19 protein-coding genes are annotated in these 13,766 nt (G+C 66.2%); 4 read left to right on the top strand and 15 right to left on the bottom strand.

Annotation, left to right across the window (positions count from 1 at the left end; genetic code table 11):
• Positions 1–40: 40 nt before the first annotated feature.
• Genes IEY33_RS03265 through IEY33_RS03245 form a run of 5 tightly spaced genes read right to left on the bottom strand, consistent with a single transcriptional unit; the run spans position 41 to position 5,714 of the window.
• Positions 41–430 (bottom strand): hypothetical protein, encoded by a 390-nt coding sequence (locus IEY33_RS03265; protein ID WP_188960753.1) that lies wholly within the window; start codon positions 428–430, stop codon positions 41–43.
• Between the two features lie 34 nt (positions 431–464).
• Entirely contained in the window at positions 465–2,063 is a 1,599-nt protein-coding gene (locus tag IEY33_RS03260; protein WP_188960752.1) for a S49 family peptidase, read from the bottom strand.
• A complete protein-coding gene (locus tag IEY33_RS03255) occupies positions 2,060–3,511 on the bottom strand; it encodes a phage portal protein family protein (RefSeq protein ID WP_188960751.1) in 1,452 nt (483 codons plus the stop codon). The genes IEY33_RS03260 and IEY33_RS03255 overlap by 4 nt, the downstream gene beginning before the upstream one ends.
• Complete coding sequence (terL, locus tag IEY33_RS03250) at positions 3,512–5,170, bottom strand: phage terminase large subunit (protein ID WP_188960750.1); 1,659 nt, start codon at positions 5,168–5,170, stop codon at positions 3,512–3,514.
• Entirely contained in the window at positions 5,157–5,714 is a 558-nt protein-coding gene (locus tag IEY33_RS03245; protein WP_188960749.1) for a hypothetical protein, read from the bottom strand. Before IEY33_RS03245 ends, terL begins: the two co-directional genes overlap by 14 nt.
• Before the next feature lie 73 nt (positions 5,715–5,787).
• Between IEY33_RS03245 and IEY33_RS03240 the strand changes: the two genes are divergently transcribed.
• Positions 5,788–6,282, top strand: a complete 495-nt coding sequence (locus tag IEY33_RS03240) for a hypothetical protein (RefSeq protein ID WP_188960748.1) — start codon at positions 5,788–5,790, stop codon at positions 6,280–6,282.
• A 1-nt stretch (position 6,283) separates the two neighbouring features.
• On the opposite strand, the gene IEY33_RS03235 is transcribed toward IEY33_RS03240, so the two are convergent.
• The 5 genes from IEY33_RS03235 to IEY33_RS03215 form a co-directional block, all read right to left on the bottom strand.
• Positions 6,284–7,390 (bottom strand): DNA cytosine methyltransferase, encoded by a 1,107-nt coding sequence (locus IEY33_RS03235; protein WP_188960747.1) that lies wholly within the window; start codon positions 7,388–7,390, stop codon positions 6,284–6,286.
• On the bottom strand, positions 7,387–7,893 hold the full coding sequence (locus IEY33_RS03230; RefSeq protein WP_188960746.1) for a ParB N-terminal domain-containing protein: 507 nt from the start codon (positions 7,891–7,893) through the stop codon (positions 7,387–7,389). Before IEY33_RS03230 ends, IEY33_RS03235 begins: the two co-directional genes overlap by 4 nt.
• 109 nt (positions 7,894–8,002) lie before the next feature.
• The gene (locus IEY33_RS03225) at positions 8,003–8,326 is read right to left on the bottom strand and encodes a hypothetical protein (RefSeq protein ID WP_188960745.1); all 324 of its coding nucleotides are present in this window, start codon (positions 8,324–8,326) and stop codon (positions 8,003–8,005) included.
• A 375-nt stretch (positions 8,327–8,701) separates the two neighbouring features.
• Positions 8,702–8,950, bottom strand: coding sequence for a hypothetical protein (locus tag IEY33_RS03220; protein WP_188960744.1), 249 nt, complete (start codon positions 8,948–8,950; stop codon positions 8,702–8,704).
• 119 nt (positions 8,951–9,069) lie between these two features.
• The gene (locus IEY33_RS03215) at positions 9,070–9,519 is read right to left on the bottom strand and encodes a hypothetical protein (protein WP_188960743.1); all 450 of its coding nucleotides are present in this window, start codon (positions 9,517–9,519) and stop codon (positions 9,070–9,072) included.
• 227 nt (positions 9,520–9,746) lie between these two features.
• Here IEY33_RS03215 and IEY33_RS03210 point away from each other — a divergent pair, with 227 nt between their 5' ends.
• Together IEY33_RS03210 and IEY33_RS03205 are read left to right on the top strand one after the other, a co-directional pair.
• Positions 9,747–10,031 carry a hypothetical protein gene (locus IEY33_RS03210; protein ID WP_188960742.1) on the top strand — a complete coding sequence of 95 codons (285 nt, stop codon included), beginning with the start codon at positions 9,747–9,749 and terminating at the stop codon, positions 10,029–10,031.
• Positions 10,032–10,174: 143 nt separating this feature from the next.
• A complete protein-coding gene (locus tag IEY33_RS03205) occupies positions 10,175–10,453 on the top strand; it encodes a hypothetical protein (protein WP_188960741.1) in 279 nt (92 codons plus the stop codon).
• Between the two features lie 3 nt (positions 10,454–10,456).
• Here IEY33_RS03205 and IEY33_RS03200 read toward each other — a convergent pair whose 3' ends face one another.
• A complete protein-coding gene (locus IEY33_RS03200; protein ID WP_188960740.1) occupies positions 10,457–10,750 on the bottom strand; it encodes a hypothetical protein in 294 nt (97 codons plus the stop codon).
• 155 nt (positions 10,751–10,905) lie between these two features.
• Between IEY33_RS03200 and IEY33_RS03195 the strand changes: the two genes are divergently transcribed.
• Positions 10,906–11,409 (top strand): DUF4142 domain-containing protein, encoded by a 504-nt coding sequence (locus tag IEY33_RS03195; protein ID WP_188960739.1) that lies wholly within the window; start codon positions 10,906–10,908, stop codon positions 11,407–11,409.
• A 491-nt stretch (positions 11,410–11,900) separates the two neighbouring features.
• On the opposite strand, the gene IEY33_RS03190 is transcribed toward IEY33_RS03195, so the two are convergent.
• The 4 genes from IEY33_RS03190 to IEY33_RS03175 are packed head-to-tail and all read right to left on the bottom strand — an operon-like array spanning position 11,901 to position 13,751.
• A complete protein-coding gene (locus tag IEY33_RS03190) occupies positions 11,901–12,284 on the bottom strand; it encodes a hypothetical protein (RefSeq protein WP_229670710.1) in 384 nt (127 codons plus the stop codon).
• Entirely contained in the window at positions 12,281–13,045 is a 765-nt protein-coding gene (locus IEY33_RS03185; protein ID WP_188960738.1) for a hypothetical protein, read from the bottom strand. Before IEY33_RS03185 ends, IEY33_RS03190 begins: the two co-directional genes overlap by 4 nt.
• A 41-nt stretch (positions 13,046–13,086) precedes the next feature.
• Positions 13,087–13,320 (bottom strand): hypothetical protein, encoded by a 234-nt coding sequence (locus IEY33_RS03180; protein WP_188960737.1) that lies wholly within the window; start codon positions 13,318–13,320, stop codon positions 13,087–13,089.
• Positions 13,320–13,751 carry a hypothetical protein gene (locus IEY33_RS03175; protein ID WP_188960736.1) on the bottom strand — a complete coding sequence of 144 codons (432 nt, stop codon included), beginning with the start codon at positions 13,749–13,751 and terminating at the stop codon, positions 13,320–13,322. Before IEY33_RS03175 ends, IEY33_RS03180 begins: the two co-directional genes overlap by 1 nt.
• Positions 13,752–13,766: the final 15 nt, after the last annotated feature.

The raw sequence follows: 13,766 nt of genomic DNA, 5'->3' as shown, positions 1-13,766 counted from the left end.
GGCACGTCCTTTGAGTGGGGGCGGGGGTGCGGTGGTCGGGTCAGGCGATAGAAATGGCGCGCAGGCCGCTGACGAGGTCGCAGGCGACGATGGCGCCCGCGGGGCCCGCCTCGGCGAAGCGGCAGAAGTACGCTTCGCCGGGCGCGGCCGGGACGGCGACGCCGGGCGTGGCGCCGACCCGGCCGAAGTCCCCGGCCTGCACGGCCGTGCCGACCTTGACCTTGCTGCGGCCGACGGTGTGGTACGTGCTGGACACGCCGGCCGCGTGGCCGGGCAGTTCGAGGATCCCCGCCACCGATTCGGTGGTGTCGGCCACGTCGATGCCGGGCACCTGGTTGCTGGTGGTGCGTTTGCAGGCGTGCCACTGGTGGGTGGTGAGGTCGCGGGTGGCGGGACCGACGTCTTTCTGGAGGGGTTTGACGGTGCTCATGGGTGCTCCTTGCGGTGAGGGGAGGGGTGGGCGGTCAGTGACGCAGGGCGGCGTGGTACCGGTGCGCGAAGGCCGGGTCGGTGGCCATGACCTGCTTCTGCGCGTCGGCGAGCGTGAGGCGCGCGTCGGCGGCCATGAGGGTCTTGGCGCGCGTGCCCAGTTCGGCGTACACGTCGCCGCTCGCCTGCGCGGTCGCCGTGCCGCGCTCCTGCAGGAGGCCGGACACGGCCTGCGCGCCGACCTTCAGGGCGTTCTCGTACGCGTCGTACTCGTCCGGGCTGAGCTTGTCGTGCGCGGCGCGGAGCGTGGCGGCGAACGCGACCGGCTGGCCGAGCGTCACGGCGCGCGCCTCGAAGTGCCCCTTGAGGCGGATGTCGCGCTCGGCCGCGGCGGCCTGCTCGGCGGCCGTGGCGCGGTTCTCGGTGGCGTTGAGGCGGGCGTTCATGCTCTCGAAGGCGGCGCGGGCCTCGGCGGGCCAGGCGCTGGTGTCCTGCGCTGCGGGTGCGGGGGTGGTGTCGGTGGCCTGCGGTTCGGCCTGACCGAGGTGCGCGGCGAGGAAGGTGCCTTCCTCGGCGGTGAGCGGTTCGCCCTGCTGGAGTTTGACGGTGATGGCGTGGATGTTCATGCGGGGTGCCTCCTGGGCTGAGTGGGGCGGGGGGTCTGCGGGCGGCACGGAACCGCCCGCGCTGCTGGTGCGGGCGCGGGCGGTGGGGTCTTCTTCGCTGTCGTCTTCCGGGTCGTCCGGGTCCGGCCCGGTGGGGTCGGGCGGCGGGGCGGCGTTGCCGGTCAGTTCGGCCAGCACAGTGCTGAGGCTCGCCACGCGGTCCGCCAGTCCGGCCGTCACGGCCTCCCCACCCACCCAGACCTGACCGGTCGCCCACCGGCTGGTGACGGTCCCGGCGGGTTTCCCGCGGCCCGCGGCGACGGCGGCCACGAACTGCGCGTGGATGCTGTCCACGAGCGCCTGACGTTCCGCGAGGGCCGTCTCGGTGAGCTTCTCGGTCGGTTGCCCGAGGGCCTTGCGAACGGCGCTGCGGATGTACGTCACCACGACGCCCAGCTGGCTGTAGTACCCGCTGACGTCGGTGTGGCTGGTGATCACGCCGATGCTGCCGACGATCGCGGTGGGCGTCACGACGATCCGGGTGGCCTGTGAGCAGATCCAGTACGCGGCGCTGCACATCGTGTCGCTGGCGACCGCCACGACCGGTTTGCGGGTGCGGGCGTACGCGACCGCTTCGGCCGCCTCGACCGTGCCGGACACGGTGCCTCCAGGTGAATCGCAGGAGAGCACGATGGTGGTGACCGACGGGTCGTCCGCGGCCGTGATGACGCTCCGCGCGAACGCCTGCGGGCTCACGTACCCGTACGTTTCGGCCCATTCCGGCGCGCGAGAGATGACCGTGCCGTGCAGGGTCACCACCGCGACCCGCTGTCCCACGACGTCCAGCCGGGGCAGGAAGGTGGTGGCGGCACTCAGCTCACCGGGCCTGCTGGCGTCGCCTGTGGGCGCCTGCCCGGCGTCGAGGGTGTGCCGGAGGCCGTCGAGTGCGTCCGGCGTGATGCCCCACGCCTCGTGCGTCAGGGCGCGCGCGAGGAAGTTCAGGGGGGTGGGGGAACGGGTGGGGGTCATGCGTCCTCCTGGAACGAGTGGTCGAAGACGAGCGCCTGCCGCTCGCCGGGCGGTTGCCCGTCCTGGGGTGGGGTGCCGTCCCCGCTGCCTGACCCGGTCTGCACGGCGGGAGCTGGGTTGGCGGTCTCGGCTTTCTTCGGCACGCCGAGCTTCTCGCGGAGTTCCGTTTCGAGGTTCACGTCGGGCGTGATGCCGCCACTGGCGAGCAGGCCGTTCAGGGAGGTGATCAGGCCCTTGAGGGCCGCGTCGCTCAGGCCGCCGTGCTCCAGCGTCGGCCACAGCTCCGGCGGCACCCCGTTGAGCTGCATCAGTTGCGCCACCGCGAACCTGTTAAAGGTCGCGGCTACCCCGTCGAGAATGCCGGTGCCGGCCAACTCGAACAGGTCCGTGAGGTCCGTGCTGAGCGCCAGGGACCCCTTGCCGTCAATGCCGAGCATCAGGAAGCTGCTCAGCAGACTGAGGGCCACGTCGCGCTTGTACCGGGTGATGATCGGGTTCACGTCCACCGGCGTGACGCCGGGCGCGCCCAGCAGACTGAACTTGAACCCGGTGCCGAGCTCGACCGGTCTGCTCGTGTCGGTCTTCGGGTCGTACACTGACTCGATGTAGGTGCTGCTCGGCACCACGACCACCGCCTGCTCGTCCCGGCGCAGCGCTTTGGCCTGTTCGACGATCATCGCGACGGCCTTCCGTTCGGCCTCGGTCGCGTCCGCGCTGAGCATGGCGGCAGGCACCTCGACCATCGGGATGCCGCTCAGGTTGCGTTCCACGCCGACCGCTTCGAACTCCTCGAGGCGCTTGGCGAAGTAGTACGCGCGCCGGGCGTTGCGGAGCATGCTGCGGCCCTCGGGGTTGTTGCCGGCCTCCGTCGTGCGGAAGTGCAGGGCCCGCCCGATGGGGATCAGGACCTCGCCGGTGCTCGTCGTCTGGTACATGCCCTGGATGCCGCCGTCCCCGTCGAACACCCAGCGTGAGAGGGTGCTCTGCGGGCGGAGGCTGATCTTGCGCCAGCCGATCAGGTTGTCCGCGTGGCGGCTGCGGTACCGGGCGTCCCGCTGGTCGGGGCCACGGCGGTACTTCCAGACCACCTCGAAGTAACTCCAGCCGAAGGGGAGCATGCTGAGCACCTCGGCGATGAAGCCCGGCCACGTGTGGGACATGTCCTCGCGGCACTGGGTCAGGAACTGCGCCCAGTACCTGGCGCGCGCTTCCGTCCAGGCGCCTTTCGGTCCGTCCGGTCTGGGTGCCGGTGCCTCGGTCCACTTCACGCGCCGGAACAGGCTCTCGAAGGCGAGGAAGGTGCCGCCGATAACGCTGCTCTGGTCGCGCATCTCGCTGTACTGGTCGATGGCGGTGCGGCCGAACTCGGGTTGCTCGCGGGTCCACCAGCTCTCCCCGCCGCCAGTGCTGCCGAGGATTCTCAGGTCGATCTGCTTGGTCGTGGTCACTCACCTCCTGGTGCGGAAACTGCTGGCCTGGCCGAGACCCATGGTGTGGGTGGGGGCCGGGATGGGCGGGCCGGGCTTCTTCCGCTCCTGTTCGGCCCGGCGGCGTTTGAGCCGGAAGCGTTGCAGGGCCTGCGTGGTCGGGTCGATCTGGTCGTCGTGCGCTCCGTTGGGGAACTGAATCCATTCGGGCCGGTACTCGCTGTTCACCCACGGCGCGAGCTGCGGGTGCGGGAGGTAGACGTTCCCCGCGTGGATGGTGCTGCTCTCCGCGTTGACCCTGGACTCCTTGCTGCCCTCGGGTTCCCAGCCGATCAATCCGCTCACTGTGGGGCGCAGGTCGTCGAGGATGGCCGGGCCGTTCGCCTTGTCCTCGATGACGTGCTCGGTGATGTCCGGGTGCCGTTCGGCGAACTCGGTCACTTTGGCTTTCGTCTGCACGTACCCCCAGCGGCCGCGCGTCTGGTCGAGCAGGAAGTGGTCGGCGCCCCGCGCGCCCCACGCCTGACCCGTCACGAAGTCGCTGGTCTTGTTCCCCTTGAAGGACAGGTCCCAGCTGGTGAGGCGGAAATCAAACGTGGTGGGCGTCGGGACGACCACGGCCTCCTGCTCGGTGACGGTGCCGTCCTCGGCGACCACCTGCACCAGCACCGGCTTCAGGTGGGGGAGCAGCTCGGCCGGCGCGTGGTACCGCCACCAGCTGTCCTTGACGACCCCGCCGCCGACAGGGGAGGGCCGCTGCTGCAACTGCCCGGCCTCGCCGAACGGCCCGAGGTCATGCGCGGCCTGAGCGTAGTCAGCAGCGTCCCGGAACTCCGGGAACAGCAGTTCGCCCCGCTCGGTGCGCGGGTCCTCCCAGATGCTGGTGACGGTCCGGTGCTCCGGCTCGTACTTCTCCGGGAGGCGCAGGATCTCCCAGCCGCCCTTCTCTTCGAGGTGCCCGGTCAGGTCCTCCTGGTGCAGGCGCTGCATGATGCAGATCTGCACGTACTGCTTCGGGTCCGCGCCGCGCCGGCTGAGGCTGGTGTCGTACGCGTGGTTGATGGTGCGCCGGTGCGCGGGGCTGTGAATTTCCGCCGCGTTGTTCGGGTCGTCGATCAGGAGGATGCCCGCGCGCACGCCGGTGGCCGCCGTGAGGGGACGCACGGCGCGACGCCCGCGGGCCGTGGTGTCGTACTCCCCCTTGGCGTTGTTGTCCCGCGTGAGCTGTACGCGGTCCCCGTACCGCAGGGCGTACTCGGGGCTGAGGATCAGGCGGCGCATGGCCATGCTGTCGCGCAACGCCAGGGACTCCGTGAACGCCACCGCCAGGAACCGCTCCGACGCGTTCAGTTCCGCCCACACCCACGCAGGGAAGAACACGTTCGTCAGTGAACTCTTCATGGTGCCGGGCGGCACGTTGATGATCAGGCGCTTGATCAGGCGGCGCGCGGCCGCCTCCAGGTGCAGGCACATCGCGTCCAGCGCCCACCCCCACGCCAGCGGCGTACCCGGCTCCAGCACCTCCCAGAACACGTGCACGAACTCCTTCAACGTCAACGGCCGTGCCGCCTGCGCCTGCTCCTCGACCAGCAACCCCCGGGCACGCAACTCCTGTTCAGCGAGCTCCGCGTCAATCACGTCCAGGTTCAGCCAGTCCGGCAGCGCCTCACGCCTGCCCACGGCCCTTCACCCTGGCCCGCAACTCCAGCAGCTGCTCCGGCGTCAAGTTCTTCAAGTCCGCCGGACTGCGCAGGTCCTCGACCCGCACCGTGAACTCCTCCATGCCCCGCGCCTTCCGCTCCAGGTCCGACCCCACCTGCGCCAAGCGCGCCACCTCGAACGCACTCAACTCCTGCGGGTTCAGGTGCGCCATGCCTTTCACGGCCGTGGTCTGCAGGGCCTTCCCGATCCGGGCCTGCCGGTTCCGGACTTCCTCCAGCGTTTCAAGGTCCAGGTTCTGCGCGGCGGCGGCGACTTTGTGTTGAAACTGCGCCCGCAGATCGGTCCAGTCCTCGCGTGCTGCACGGGATTTGATGACGTCATGGCTTGGATAACCGGTTTTGGTACTCAGGCTCAGATACGTCACGCGTTCGTCGCCCCGAATGTACTCGCGCCGGATGCTGGACCAGTCGTACTTGGGGGGTCTGCCCCCGGCGGACTTCGGGGCGCTGGTCTTCAGCTGAGCAGGTTTGGGGTTGGCGGCGGTCTCGGTCGTTCGGGGCATGGCTTCACCTCCTGGTCTAGGACGTAGGCATCTGCGGTCACATGGCATGTATGGGTGGGCTACGGTGGTGTCCATGACAGGACAAGCTGAGTCGGTGGTCATCGGCAGCAGTGGTCAAATCGTTGTTCGCGCAGATGTCAAGCGGTCACGAATGAGCGCTTGGGTAGTAGACGTCGACGTGCTAAACCTGGGTCCCTCTTATGTTTTGGTAAAAAGTTGGTTCTTTCTGCCAGAGGAGATGACTACGGAGCAAGTGGCGCAACTTGGCCTTCAAATACATGTGCCGCTGGACAAGGAAGTTCTCATTTCTCCTGGAGAGTCCCAGCTAATTCCTGTTGGCAGTGCCGCAGGCAAGTGGGCTATGAGAATCGCACACTCGGATAGGCATATTCGCGACCAGTTTAGCTTTATAGCTGGAAGTAACTCCCCTAAACTTGTGATGAGGTGTTTTGACGTCACGGGCGAAAGATTGATTGAAGTTAAGCTGGATGCAGTTCGCTCCGTTGACCCTAACGTTGACCCTAAGGACCTGGAATACCTGATGTATGTCCATCCTTCTGTTCAGTAACTCAGGAATCTGATGCAGTATCAGTCGATAGGTCGATTGAATACGCGTATCGGTTTCGAGTCCGAAGTAGTGTGCTCTGGATGTGCAGGCCAATGGCTCTGGCCATGAGTGGGGGAACGGCGTTGCCGATCCCCGCCCAGGCCTGCATGTGGTCTTTCTGGTCGTTGGTGGGGTCGCCGGGCCAGCGGTAGGTGTCGGGGAAGCTGCCGAGGCGGGTGAGTTCGTCGATGTTCAGGAGGCGCGGGTACTTCCAGTGGTAGATGCCGGGGCCGCCGTTGCCGGTGGTGATGGTTTTGGTGATGGTGCCGACGGGGCGGTCGGGGCTGAGCTTCAGGTAGTTGAAGAGGTTCCCTCTGGGGTGGATGCTGGCGAAGTCCTGTCCTGGCGTCACTCTGGCCCAGACATTGATCCATTTCCGGGTAGTCATCAGGCCGGGGCCGGTGGGGCGGTCGGGGAGGTCCGCGAGGGCCTGGGCAGCCGCGATGAAGCGGGTCTGTGGGGTGGGGAGGGTGGGGGTGAGGCCGAGGTCTTCGCGGCAGCCGATGAAGATCACGCGTTCGCGGGCCTGGGGCACGCCGAGGTAGGCGGCGTTCACGACGCCCGCGGTGACCTGGTAACCGCAGGCTTTGAGTTCCTGGAGGATCTCGGCGAAGACGGTTTTCATCTTGCCTTTGGCGAGGCCGGTGACGTTCTCCATGACGAACGTTCTGGGCATGAGGCCGCGCAGGAGGCGGGTGTACTCGCGGAAGAGCTGGTTGCGGGGGTCGTCCATGGCGCGGCGTCCGGCGGTGCTGAAGCCCTGGCAGGGGGGGGAGCCGTCGAACAGGTCGAGTTCGCCGACCTGCAGGCCTGTCCGGGTGAGCACGTCGGGCACGGTGAGCTGCGCGATGTCGCCCTGCCAGACGTCGAGGTGGGGGTAGTTGAGGCGGAGGGTGGCGACGGCGTGGTCGTCCCATTCGACGGCGAGCAGTTCGCGGTACCCGGCCATGTGGTAGCCGGTGCTGGACCCGCCGCGTCCGGCGAAGGTGCTGATGACGGTGGGGGCGTCCGGGCGGCGCGGTGCCTGGGCGTCGAGGGCGGCCCGCGCGAGCGTGTCGGCGTAGGTCATGCGGGGAACTCGTGGCTGCAGGACGGGCAGGTCACGGTCCTGACCGTCCGGGCGATGCTCTCGTCGAGGGCCTTGAAGCTGTCGGGCAGGTCGTCGCTCGTCCGGGCGAGCAGCAGGTCGAGGTCGCTGGTGTCGTACCCGGTGCCGTGCAGGCCGGCGTCCCCTTCGGCGAGCTCCCGGAGGACCTGGGCGAGGAGGTCGTCGTCCCGGGTGGCGAGTTCGGCGGTCTTGTTGTCGGCGAGGAGGATTTTGAGGGCGCGGGTGTCGTCGACGTCGATCCAGAAGACGGGGACCTTGTCGGCGCCGGCCTGCACGGCGGCCTGGTAGCGGTGGTGCCCGACGAGGATGTGCCCGGTGCTTTTCTGGGCGATGATGGCGCCGTACCAGCCGTTCTCGTCGATGCTGGCCTGGATGGCTTCGACGTTGCCGACGTTGGGGTTGCGGGGGTGGGGCGTGAGGCGGTGAACGGGGACCTGTTCGTGCTTCTGGTTGAGGATGTGCATCGGGTCTCCTGCGCGTGTCTACCCGGGTGGACACGTGGATTCGCGTGAGGCAGCGTGTCCGGGCATGAAAAAAGCCCGCCGGAGCGGGCCAATATCTGGGGAGTGAATGTCAAGCAAAGTACGTTTCATAAGCTGCGCCTGGTGCTTTTGTGGGCAGCGGCTGTTTGAACAGTTCGATAAAGACTTCTCCGGCCAGCTGTCCTACCAGCTGCAATGATTTAGTGGCGATATCAGCAATGTCCATCCAAACATCAACCCCTTTGAAGGGTGCACTTGAACGATCTGCGAAGCGGAACGTAATCGTCTCGGTGTTGATGTCGCTGTACACCTCCCAAGTTCCCTGAGGCACCTCAGGCAGTGCCGCAAGAACGTATGTCTTGACTGCTTCTAAGTAGGTCCGCGGTTCGGCCGGGTAGTCTGGGTGTTGAGTCATGCCTAAATGTATAGTGCAGTGCCGTGTTGAGTTGTCGAATGCCAACAGCATAGCTTTGGGTGGATTTCTTAATGGTAGAACGACCGAGCCGATTTCTGACTGGTCTTGTCAAGCTCTTATTCGACAATGGCCTCACTGGCGATGCATGAATTGACCCCCACGTGGGGAGCGTGGGGGTCGGTGGGTCCAGATCGACGGTTTTCGCCTGGGGGGAGCGGCAAGGGTGTTGCGGCTTGGGAGGCAGGCGATAGGTCAGTGTCCGTGCCCCGCTCTTCGACTCGTCCTGGGGGACACGTGTGAAGAGCGTTACTTTCAGGCTAGACCGTGCGCCTTTCGAAGTTCAACCGGGGAAAGTTTCATGAAGCTGCTGTGCCCTCAGTTCTCCACGGACCCGTAAAACCTGTGAATGTACTGCACGATCTCCCACATGTCTTGCAGGGTGGATGCGGTGCTGCCCCACTCGAACCGTGTGGCGTACGTGATGCCTCCCTCCTCCCGCGTTCCGAACTTTCGTTTGAACTCGTCGAGCGACATCCCCCAGGCTTGGTGGCTTTCGATGACCGTGCGGAGTTCAGCGAGGCTGTGGAACACCTGCGTACTCATCACGATGTTGCTGAGGGGCATACTTCAAGTTTATCTCCACCGCTCTGACTGATCTTTGACACGCGCGTGTACGGAAAAGCGCCCCCGTTGCCGGTGGGCGCTTGAAGTTTTGACTCGTGTGGAACTCTAGTGAAATCATCTCACGATCTGACAAATGCTGCAAGTTCCTTTCGAAGTTCAGCAAGCGGTTTCTCGGCCTCCGGATCATCCAGTTGCACGGCCAGCGTCAGGCAGGCAAGGCCGTAACGGATGGCTGACTCACGGTTCTGATGCCAGGAGCTGCCCGACCGGAGAAGGCTCGCCACGCTTATCCCAGTGATGACGCGGCCCAGCAGTTTGCCGTACAGCACATCGTCCGGCCGCTTGGACTGGAGCATGTCGTACACGGCCCGCCCGATGGCACGTTCATCCCGGAACCCTGCAGGCGTCCGGACGTAGGTCTGGCCGCCGCCGGACCGCCAGTTGCCCACGTCCAGGTCGGCCACGAAGGTGCCGTGGCCTGTTCCTGTGCTGATGATGACAGGTTGCACGTGGGTTTCCGGTTCGCGCAGACACTGGTACCAGGCCTCGGCGTACTCGCGGGCAGTCATGGGCTGGCTGGCTGCTGGTTTTGGAGCGGACAGCTGGGGGCGCGAGGTGTCGCGGTGACGTGGCATGGGTCGGGCCTCCGGGATGAAACTGGCAGTCAAGGTCAGCTCCTGGGAATAGTGGTTAAGGATTCTTAGCGTCTGCGAGTGCCGGCCTTGTAAAGGAACGACCCTGGAACGGTGGGTGTCGAGTGAATGTGCTTCCTGGCGGGTGACGCGTACGCTGACGCATGGATCCCTGGACTTCGGTTCTCTCCAAATCGGCGCAGCGCACCCTGAATGTCTTGGAAAGGCAGGGCTACCGGTTCGTCTGGCATGAGCGTGGTCGGGACGTGCACTCCTTCACGCCGTTGGCGGACGGGACGGCGTGGTTGACGATCCAGAGGACTGAGGACGGCAGGGTGTTGTCGTTCACCGGGCCGATTGCATGTCCAGTGCCGGAAGAGACGCTTGATCGGGTGGGGAGTCTGCTGGTCTTACAGGCCGGGGGGATTCTGCAGATCCCTGCACACTGAGGGGTGATCACAAACCTCCAGTGGTGAAGTGAGACGACCGGATGAATGGCCTGGCAGTGGTGTGAAGAGTTGCTCGGTGGATTATGAAGTTGGGATGTTTATGTACTGATACAAGAATGTGAGAGCTTCTATACTCTGACGACATGCAAGATTGGCTTTCTATATTCGACCCTGAGTTTCAGGCACGGATTGACGCTCTCCAGGAGCACGGGTGTCAGTTCGTGTGGCGTGTTCCGGACAACCATGCGTCCAGTCCGGAGCCGTTGGAGTCAGGGATGGCGTGGCTGGAGATCTGGCGGCATGGGCGACTGCTGGATTTCGTGGGTCCTTTACCGCAACCACTGAATTTCGAGGCGTTGACGGTCGTTCAGGCCGTGATCGAGAAGCAGGCCATTCAGCAGCATGTTTTGCGGCGGGATTGAGGGTCACGGCTTCCTCCTGGTGCTGAGGACGGGCGGAAGTGGCAGACTCGGCTGCCGTGCGGTGCTGCCTCGCGTGACGTCTTCGAGCCCGATGTGGCGCAGGTAGAAGGGCGGGCTGAGTGGCAGCTGGCCATACACGCTGATCGTGATGCGGGCCAGTTCTCGGTCCCGTTCGAACATGTCTTCCGTGCGGATCTCGGCCTCTCTGGCCTCCCGTTCCCTGGCGAGCCGCTGCCGCGTGACGCGCTCCTCCACCGCCTTCCGGTGCGTGCGGCGTTCCCTGGGGGTGGCGCTCACCGCTGCTGCTCCGTTTGCTGGCTCTTGACTGGGATGGCCACATCAGGGAGGGAACTGTGAGTTGTGCCGTGAAGTGTTGGGTGCCTGAAGGCTTCCGGTACACGGGTTGGCATTCTGCTCACGGCGAAGAAAGGTGCAGGCGGGAGACTCACGGCATGAAAAACGCACTTGTTCTGACCGCACTCGTGATCGGCACCACTGCCTCCGCCGCCATGATGCTCACCACCACCGACGAGGCCTTCGTCCCCAAGGCCGCGATGGGCAACCAGTTCGAACTGGAGGCCGCCAAGATGGCAGAGACCATGAGCATGGACGCCAAGGTGAAGAGTTATGCCGCCAAGATGATCACCGACCACACCAAGCTGGGCGCGCAGGTGAAGGCGGCCGTGATGAAGGCGGACCCGAAGATGATGGTGCCCGCGAAGGTGTCGCCGGCGCAGCAGAAGATGCTGGACGCGCTGAAGGCATCGGGCAAGAACTTCGATACGCTGTACAAGAAGGACATGGTGGCGAGCCACGCCGAGACGTACGCGCTGTTCCAGAAGTACGCGATGGCGGCGGACGCGAACGCGGGCCTGAAGATGGTCATCAAGGCGGCCCTGCCGACGGTGAAGATGCACCTCGACATGGCGAAGGGCCTGCCGACCATGAGCATGTAACGTCGGTGAAGCGCGGAGAGGGCGGGGGCGGCAAGCCTCCGCTTTTCTTTTTTCCCGTCGTTCCACATCTTTTCGGAAGATGCCGTGCACCCCGAGGGATCCTTCGTCGTTGTCTTGACGGGCCGCTGGAAGTCGCCGCTTATACTTCGGGAGATGCCATGGACAGACGCTCTGCCGAAACAGGATCAGGAGCTGTGGCACGTCCTTGCACGTTGCGGGTGTGTGATGAGGTGGCGAGACCGTGTGACGGGGAAGGTGCACCCCGAACCGTTTGAGGGGGAGCAGCACGTGATCGAAATCTGGAAGAACGATGCGCTGCTCTCGTTTCTGGGTCCAGTGTGTTGGCCGGCGTCGCCAGAACAGTTGGGCCTCCTTGGGGTGTTCACGATCCGTCAGGCGGCAGACGTGCTTTACCTGCGTTGATCGTTCAGGACGCCTCCACGGTTCGCAGGGGGTGAGGGTGTAGGTCGGGGTGTTCAGGCGTTCGCGTTTCATCTTTGTCCCTTGAGGAGGCGCCGCAGGCGGAGGCCTTCGTGGATCAGGTGCTCGGCTTGCCTGGCGTCCCGGACGATCTGCGGCTTCAGGCCGTACCGGTCGCGCAGTTCGGCGTGCCGGGCGACCTGGCTGGCGCGGACGCGGCCCGTCGCGGTCTTCAGTTCCACGAGCGCTGCGAGGCACAGGGGGGAGCCCGGGAGGGACAGCAGGAACACCCGGTCGGGGAAGCCGACGTCGATGGTGCCGCGCGCGGGGCGGGCGTGCCGGGCGCCGCGCGTGACCTGGGCGGCGTCGGTCTTCAGGGCGTACCAGCCCGCGCGGGTGAAGAGGTCGCAGACGGCCGCCTCGATCATGGCCTCGCTGGCGTGGGGGAGCGTCACGCGTCCCCCGGGCGGTCGAGTTCGCTTTCGTGACGGCGGCGCCAGGCGCGCGGCGCGTCCCACACCGTGGCTGCCGGGGGGCCTTCGAGGAGTTCGCCGGTGCTGGCGTCCATCACTTCGAGCCAGTACCCGGGCGGGCCGAAGCGGAGGGCGCCCGTCACGCCCATCTGCTGCAGGCCGCTGAGGTACTCCATGGGCTTCACGTCGTCGGTCCCCTGGAAGTCCCGGCGGTCGCGGCTGCCTGCCTGCACGGCGCGCGTGACGGCCTCGGCCTTCCGTTCGGGCGGCAGGTCGGCGAACGGCATGGGTTCGCGCGTGTCGGGGTGTTCGACCATTCCGGCCGCCATGTCGCGCACGACCTCGCCGACCGCCTGGAGGTCCGCGTTGCTGGGGCGGTCCTTGCCGGTCGCGGCCTGGGTGACGGCCACGACGAGCCCGTAGTGTTCGGGGGAGATGACGCCGAGCGCGCGGGCCATGCGTTCGTTGCTGACCTCGATGCCCTGGTCGGCGGCGGCCTCGTGCACGTCCGCGAACTCGATCAGCTGGTAGACGCGGGCGCGGCTGAGGCGGCACGCGTCGTGCGCCCAGGCTTCGAGGTTCGTGTGCGTCTCGCGGTACAGGCGGCGGTCGCGCACCTCGCGCAGCGCCTTCCCGGACCGCAGGCTGGCCACCTCGCCCACCACGATGATCTCGACGAGTTCCTCGCGGCGGCCGCGTTCCTCCGGGGTGAGGTCCTCGAACACCAGGGCGTGGGTGGTCACGCGCTCCGGCCCGGCGGGGCGGGCCCCCGTGTCCTCGCGGGTCACCGTGTCCCCGTGGCGTAGTCGCCGCGGCCGGGGGTTTCTTCCTGCCACATCCGGTTGCAGATGCAGCGCCAGGTGGTCATGTCGTGGGAGGGGTGGAAGCCGACCCGGACGTCACGCCAGACGGTGGACTTCCAGACGTACACGGCGGTGCCGTTCTCGCACCAGGAGAAGGTGTAGAGGCGGCCGCAGGGGCACTCCCAGCGGTGGAATCCTCCCTTGAAGATCTGCATCAGGCCTGCACTCCGTTGCCGTCGCGGTCGTCGTCGGCGTCCGGTGGGGCGAGCAGTGGCCCCTGCGGGCCCTCGATGATGACGTCGAGTTCCAGCGTGGCCTGGTCGAGGGCCCAGGCGCCGAGGTGCTGCTCGAAGCGGTGGTTGGCGTTGAAGTCCAGTTCGCAGACGGCGACCACCTTGTAGTCCTTTGTCTTGCTGCCCCTGCTCGTGAGGTTCCAGGTGCGTTTGCCGCTCCTGTCCAGGATCCGCAGGGTGAAGCGGGCCACCTCGCTTCCGGCTTCCCTGCGCCGGGCGACGCGGTGCGCGCGCTGGACGTGTTTCAGGTCGGTGCCGCTCGGCAGTTCGAGGTGCAGGGTGGTCATCAGGTCGCCTTCCCGGTTGAGTTCGTGCTTGATCGCGTCGATCTGGACGTTCAGGGTCTTCTTCATGGGGTCTCCAGCGGG

The sequence above is a fragment of the Deinococcus aquiradiocola genome (assembly GCF_014646915.1).
Taxonomy (GTDB): Bacteria; Deinococcota; Deinococci; order Deinococcales; family Deinococcaceae; genus Deinococcus; species Deinococcus aquiradiocola.
Note: the sequence above shows the minus strand (reverse complement) of the source record. Positions and strands in the feature narration are given on the sequence as shown.